Source organism: Streptomyces sp. NPDC007095, from assembly GCF_040634475.1.
Taxonomy (GTDB): Bacteria; Actinomycetota; Actinomycetes; order Streptomycetales; family Streptomycetaceae; genus Streptomyces.
On the sequence record NZ_JBEYFS010000399.1, the window covers coordinates 1 to 5,765 of the forward strand.

Genomic DNA, 5,765 nt, shown 5'->3' on the forward strand with positions numbered 1-5,765 from the left:
ACGTCCAGTACGAGGACTTCCGGCCGGCACGCCGAGAGCACGCACCGGACGCCGCTCCTTGACGGGCAAACGTTGCCTGCCGCGGCACTAGCGGCTGGCGATGGTCCCGCGTTCCACGTCCACGTGGCCCGCCTGCGGTGGCACCACGGATCCGCCGAAGGCGAACTCCCGGAGCTTGCGCCACACGCTGTCGGGGCCCTGTTCGTAGAGCGCGAACCCCGTGCAGGGCCACTCGGCGTCGTAGTCGGCGAGCTCCTGGAACGCGCGGTCCATCGCCGCGTCGTCGATGCCGTGCGCCACCGTGACGTGCGGGTGGTACGGGAACTGCAGTTCGCGCGCCACGGGGCCGGAGGCGTCGCGGACCCGCTGCTGGAGCCAGGTGCAGGCCTCGGCGCCCTGGACGACCTTCACGAACACCACCGGTGACAGGGGCCGGAAGGTGCCGGTGCCCGACAGCCGCATCGGGAAGGGCCGCCCGGCCATGGCGACCTCGGTCAGGTGCGCCTCGACGGCCGGCAGGTCGGCGGCGTGGACCTCCGTCGGCGGCAGCAGGGTGACGTGCGTGGGGATGCCACAAGCCGCGGGGTCGCCGAAGCCCGCGCGCCGCTCCTGGAGCAGGCTGCCGTAAGGCTCCGGGACCGCGATCGACACGCCGATCGTTACGGTCCCCACGTCGTCTCCTGTCGTCGTGTCCGGTGTGTCACCGGTTGCGTTGTCATTCGCGTCGCCGGGCGCGTTGTCTGGTTCGTACTCAGCCGTCCGGCTATCGACTGTAAGGCCACGGCTGTGTCGTGGGCAGGCGCAGCCGTAGTGATGTGCAGCGCTCTGCCCAGCGGTACGTGTGTGCGGTCGTACGCCTCAGTGCTTGGCGGGCAGGAAGCCCACCCGGTCGTACGCCTGCGCGAGCGTCTCCGCGGCGACGGCGCGCGCCTTCTCGGCTCCCTTGGCCAGGATCGAGTCGAGCGTCTCCGGGTCGTCCAGGTACGCCTGGGTGCGCTCCCGGAAAGGCGTCACGAAGTCGACCATGACCTCGGCGAGGTCCGTCTTGAGCGCACCGTAGCCCTTGCCCGCGTACTTCTCCTCCAGTTCCGCGATACCGGTACCGGTGAGGGTCGAGTAGATGGTCAGCAGATTGCTGATACCCGGTTTGTGCTCGCTGTCATACCTGATGACGGTGTCCGTGTCGGTGACCGCGCTCTTGACCTTCTTGGCGGTGGTCTTCGGCTCGTCGAGCAGGTTGATGAGGCCCTTCGGCGTGGACGCCGACTTGCTCATCTTGATCGACGGCTCCTGGAGGTCGTAGATCTTCGCCGTCTCCTTGAGGATGTACGGCTTCGGGATCGTGAAGGTCTCGCCGAAGCGGCCGTTGAAGCGCTCGGCGAGGTCGCGGGTGAGCTCGACGTGCTGGCGCTGGTCCTCGCCGACCGGGACCTCGTTCGCCTGGTACAGCAGGATGTCGGCGACCTGGAGGATCGGGTACGTGAACAGGCCGACGGACGCGCGGTCCGAACCCTGCCTGGCGGACTTGTCCTTGAACTGGGTCATGCGGGAGGCCTCGCCGAAGCCGGTGAGGCAGTTCATGATCCAGGCGAGCTGGGCGTGCTCGGGGACATGGCTCTGGACGAAGAGCGTGCAGCGGTCCGGGTCGAGACCGGCGGCGAGCAGCTGCGCGGTGGCGAGCCGGGTGTTCGCGCGCAGGTCCGCCGGGTCCTGCGGAACGGTGATCGCGTGCAGGTCGACGACCATGTAGAAGGCGTCGTGGGACTCCTGCAGAGCCACCCACTGGCGGACGGCGCCGAGGTAGTTGCCGAGGTGGAACGAGCCTGCTGTGGGCTGGATTCCGGAGAGCACGCGGGGACGTTCAGAGGCCATGTTCACCATTCTCTCAGGTGTACCCGGGAGCTCGGGAACAGGTCGGAACAGAGCTCTCCCCGGAGGGGGTACCCGGGCGGATACTCAGGCGGGTACTCAAGGTACGTACCGGGGGCGGACGGGGGACACATGGCGGGCCGGGGCAGACGGGCGAGGTCGGGGGTCGCGGTGTTCGCGGGGGTGGTGCTCGCCGTGCTGGGGGCGCACCCGGCACGGGCGTCCGCACCGGCCGCGGGGCGCGGTGCCCCGGACATGGCGCTGGTCATCGAGAGCGGCACGGGGCGGACGACCGCGCTGCACTCCGGGGAACGTGACTTCACACGGCTGTGGGACCTGCTGACTCCCACCTACATGGGGACGGAGCGGGTGCCGGACGCGTGGGCGGCGGGCGACTTCCCGCCGGTACGGGCCACCGTGATGTGGGGGCTGAGCGGGGTCGGGGGCTGGCCGCAGACCGACAGCGCGCCGGGGGGCGATGTCGCCATGGCGCGCCAGGACCAGCTGTTCCTGGCCGCGGACGGCACGCCCTGGGTACGCACGGACCCCTCGCCCGACGTGGTGGACGACGACATCCGCTGGCACCGCGCGCCGCGCTCGCTGTTCGAGCGGGTGGTGGGGCGAGGGAGGCTGATCGAGGCCGCCGCAGGCGCACCGGCCTCGAAACGGGGTGTCGGGGAGCGTGCGCGACGGGTGCTGCCCGGGCTGGGCGCGGGTCTGCTCCTCGGGGTCGGCGGCACCGTCCTCGTACGCCGCGCGGCGGCCCGGCGGGATGGCGCCGGACCGCCGCGGGAACCACGACAGGAGCTGATCGATCTGTAGGGCCCTACAGGCCAGGCCTGTAGGGCCCGAAGGGCCCGGCCAGGGGTGGGTCAGCCGAGGTCGATCTCCGGGTAGAGCGGGAACGGGGCCAGCAGGTCGGTGGCGCGGTGGGAGATCTCGTCGGAGATCTTCGGGTCCAGGACGTGCTGGGCCTTGGAGGGGGCGCCCTTGGCGGTGGTGCCGGGCTCGGCGGCGGTGAGGACGCGGTCGATGAGACCGGCGATCTCGTCCATCTCGGTGGTACCCAGGCCACGGGTGGTCAGCGCGGGCGTGCCGATACGGATGCCGGAGGTGTACCAGGCACCGTTCGGGTCGGCGGGGATGGCGTTGCGGTTGGTGACGATGCCCGAGTCGAGCAGCGCGGACTCGGCCTGGCGGCCGGTGAGGCCGTAGGAGGAGGCGACGTCGATCAGGTTGAGGTGGTTGTCCGTGCCGCCGGTGACCAGGGTGGCGCCGCGCCGCATCAGGCCCTCGGCGAGGGCGCGGGCGTTGTCGACGACGGCCTGGGCGTAGTCGCGGAACTCGGGGCGGCGGGCCTCGGCGAGCGCGACGGCCTTGGCCGCCATGACGTGCGGAAGGGGGCCGCCGAGCACCATCGGGCAGCCGCGGTCGACCTGCTCGGCGAGGCTCTCGTCGCACAGGACCATGCCGCCGCGCGGGCCGCGCAGCGACTTGTGCGTGGTGGTGGTGACGATCTGGGCGTGCGGGACGGGGTCGAAGTCGCCGGTGAGGACCTTGCCCGCGACCAGACCGGCGAAGTGCGCCATGTCGACCATCAGGGTCGCACCGACCTCGTCGGCGATCTCCCGCATGATCCGGAAGTTCACCAGGCGGGGGTAGGCGGAGTAGCCGGCGACGATGATCAGCGGCTTGAACTCACGGGCCGACGTCCGCAGCGCCTCGTAGTCGATGAGGCCGGTGGCGAGGTCGGTGCCGTAGGAACGCTGGTCGAACATCTTTCCTGAGATGTTCGGGCGGAAGCCGTGGGTGAGATGGCCGCCGGCGTCCAGGGACATGCCGAGCATGCGCTGGTTGCCGAAGGCCTGGCGCAGCTCGGCCCAGTCGGCCTCGGAGAGGTCGTTGACGTTGCGGACCCCGGCCTTCGCGAGGGCCGGGGCCTCGACGCGGGCGGCGAGGACGGCCCAGAAGGCGACCAGGTTGGCGTCGATGCCGGAGTGCGGCTGGGCGTAGGCGTGCTCGGCGCCGAAGAGCTCGCGGGCGTGCTCGGCGGCGAGGGCCTCGACGGTGTCGACGTTGCGGCAGCCGGCGTAGAAGCGGCGGCCGACGGTGCCCTCGGCGTACTTGTCGCTGAACCAGTTGCCCATGGCCAGCAGGGTGGCCGGGGAGGCGTAGTTCTCCGACGCGATCAGCTTGAGCATGTCGCGCTGGTCGGCGATTTCCTGGCCGATGGCGTCGGCGACGCGGGGCTCCACGGCCCGGATCACGTCGAGGGCGCTGCGGAAGGCGGTGGACTCGGTGGAAAGGGGCTCGGGCATTGACGGCCTCCGGACGTGGCGTTCAGCGTTCACGGGTCGGCCCAGGCGCACGGCACACAGTTCATGGGGCCGCTCCCCGATGGTCGGTCCCATCCCAGCGCGCCAGTCACGGCCCTGTCGGCCAGCCTACCGGGCGCGCCGGATCGCCGGGTTCCGCCGTCCACCATGCGAGCGACGATAAGAAGAGAGCCACGAGCCCGACCCCCGTGCGGCAGCGATCCCCGCGCTGCAGGAAACGGAGATCCCGTGACCACCACCGAACGACTCATCGCCTCCGCAGACGCGCACGGCGCGCACAACTACCACCCGCTGCCGGTCGTCGTGGCGACGGCGGACGGGGCCTGGATGACGGACGTCGAGGGCCGCCGCTTCCTCGACCTGCTGGCCGGCTACTCGGCACTGAACTTCGGACACGGCAACCGGCGGCTGCTCGACGCGGCCCGGGCGCAGTTGGAGCGGGTGACGCTGACCTCGCGGGCCTTCCACCACGACCGGTTCGCCGACTTCTGCGCGCAGCTCGCGCAGTTGTGCGGCATGGAGATGGTGCTGCCGATGAACACCGGCGCGGAAGCGGTGGAGACCGCCGTGAAAACGGCCAGGAAGTGGGGGTACCGCATCAAGGGCGTCCCGGACGGACGGGCGAGGATCGTCGTGGCGAGCGGCAACTTCCACGGCCGTACGACGACGCTCATCAGCTTCTCCACGGACGCGGAGGCGCGGACGGACTTCGGGCCGTTCACGCCGGGCTTCGACATCGTGCCGTACGGGGACCTGGCCGCGCTGCGGGCGGCGGTCACCGAGGAGACGGTCGCGGTGCTGCTGGAGCCGATCCAGGGCGAGGCGGGCGTGCTGGTGCCGCCGCCCGGCTACCTCGCCGGGGTGCGGGAGGTGACGCGGGAGCGGAACGTCCTCTTCGTCGCGGACGAGATCCAGTCCGGTCTTGGGCGCACGGGCCGCACCTTCGCGTGCGAGCACGAGGGCGTGGTGCCGGACATGTACGTACTGGGCAAGGCGCTCGGGGGCGGGGTCGTGCCGGTGTCGGCGGTGGTGTCGAGCAGGGAGGTGCTCGGGGTGTTCCGGCCCGGTGAACACGGGTCGACGTTCGGCGGGAACCCACTGGCCTGCGCGGTGGCGCTCGAAGTGATCGCGATGCTGCGGTCGGGCGAGTGCCAGCGGCGCGCCGCGGAACTGGGTGACCATCTGCACCGGGAGCTGGGGCTGCTGGCAGGCACGGGGCATGTCACGGCGGTGCGCGGGCGGGGGCTGTGGGCGGGCGTCGACATCGCCCCCGAGTACGGCACGGGACGCGAGATCTCCGAGCGGCTGATGGACCGGGGTGTCCTGGTCAAGGACACCCACGGGGTCACGGTCCGGATCGCCCCGCCACTGGTCATCAGCAAGGAGGACCTGGACTGGGGGCTGGCTCAGCTGCGTGCCGTGCTGGGTGCCGGTTGAACCCCTGGGGTCTGTCCGGCCGATCAGGCCCTAGGTGCTGTCGTCAAATTCCCGTCGTCCGCCCGGAGGGCGGGCCCTGCGGCGTCAGGTGCGTGCTCTCGGCGTGCCGGGCACAGGCCCTCG

Annotated in this window: 5 protein-coding genes and 1 riboswitch; of the genes, 2 read left to right on the top strand and 3 right to left on the bottom strand. The window is 71.2% G+C overall.

The genetic code is table 11. From position 1 onward, the window contains the following. Positions 1 to 87: 87 nt before the first annotated feature. Positions 88 to 672: a 2'-5' RNA ligase family protein gene (locus ABZ656_RS55810; RefSeq protein ID WP_360280111.1), complete on the bottom strand. Its 585-nt coding sequence runs from the start codon at positions 670 to 672 to the stop codon at positions 88 to 90. Positions 673 to 858: 186 nt separating this feature from the next. Beyond that, the gene (gene trpS / locus ABZ656_RS55815) at positions 859 to 1,872 is read right to left on the bottom strand and encodes a tryptophan--tRNA ligase (RefSeq protein WP_101400230.1); all 1,014 of its coding nucleotides are present in this window, start codon (positions 1,870 to 1,872) and stop codon (positions 859 to 861) included. Positions 1,873 to 2,001: 129 nt separating this feature from the next. On the opposite strand from trpS, the gene ABZ656_RS55820 reads away from it, so the two are divergent. Beyond that, entirely contained in the window at positions 2,002 to 2,691 is a 690-nt protein-coding gene (locus ABZ656_RS55820) for a hypothetical protein (RefSeq protein ID WP_101400229.1), read from the top strand. 50 nt (positions 2,692 to 2,741) lie between these two features. On the opposite strand, the gene ABZ656_RS55825 is transcribed toward ABZ656_RS55820, so the two are convergent. Then, entirely contained in the window at positions 2,742 to 4,220 is a 1,479-nt protein-coding gene (locus tag ABZ656_RS55825) for a glycine hydroxymethyltransferase (protein ID WP_360280115.1), read from the bottom strand. Further along, positions 4,220 to 4,307, bottom strand: a riboswitch (ZMP/ZTP riboswitch). It overlaps the preceding gene by 1 nt. Positions 4,308 to 4,433: 126 nt before the next feature. Here ABZ656_RS55825 and rocD point away from each other — a divergent pair. Then, positions 4,434 to 5,642: an ornithine--oxo-acid transaminase gene (gene rocD, locus ABZ656_RS55830; RefSeq protein ID WP_360280118.1), complete on the top strand. Its 1,209-nt coding sequence runs from the start codon at positions 4,434 to 4,436 to the stop codon at positions 5,640 to 5,642. The last annotated feature ends 123 nt before the right edge of the window (positions 5,643 to 5,765 follow it).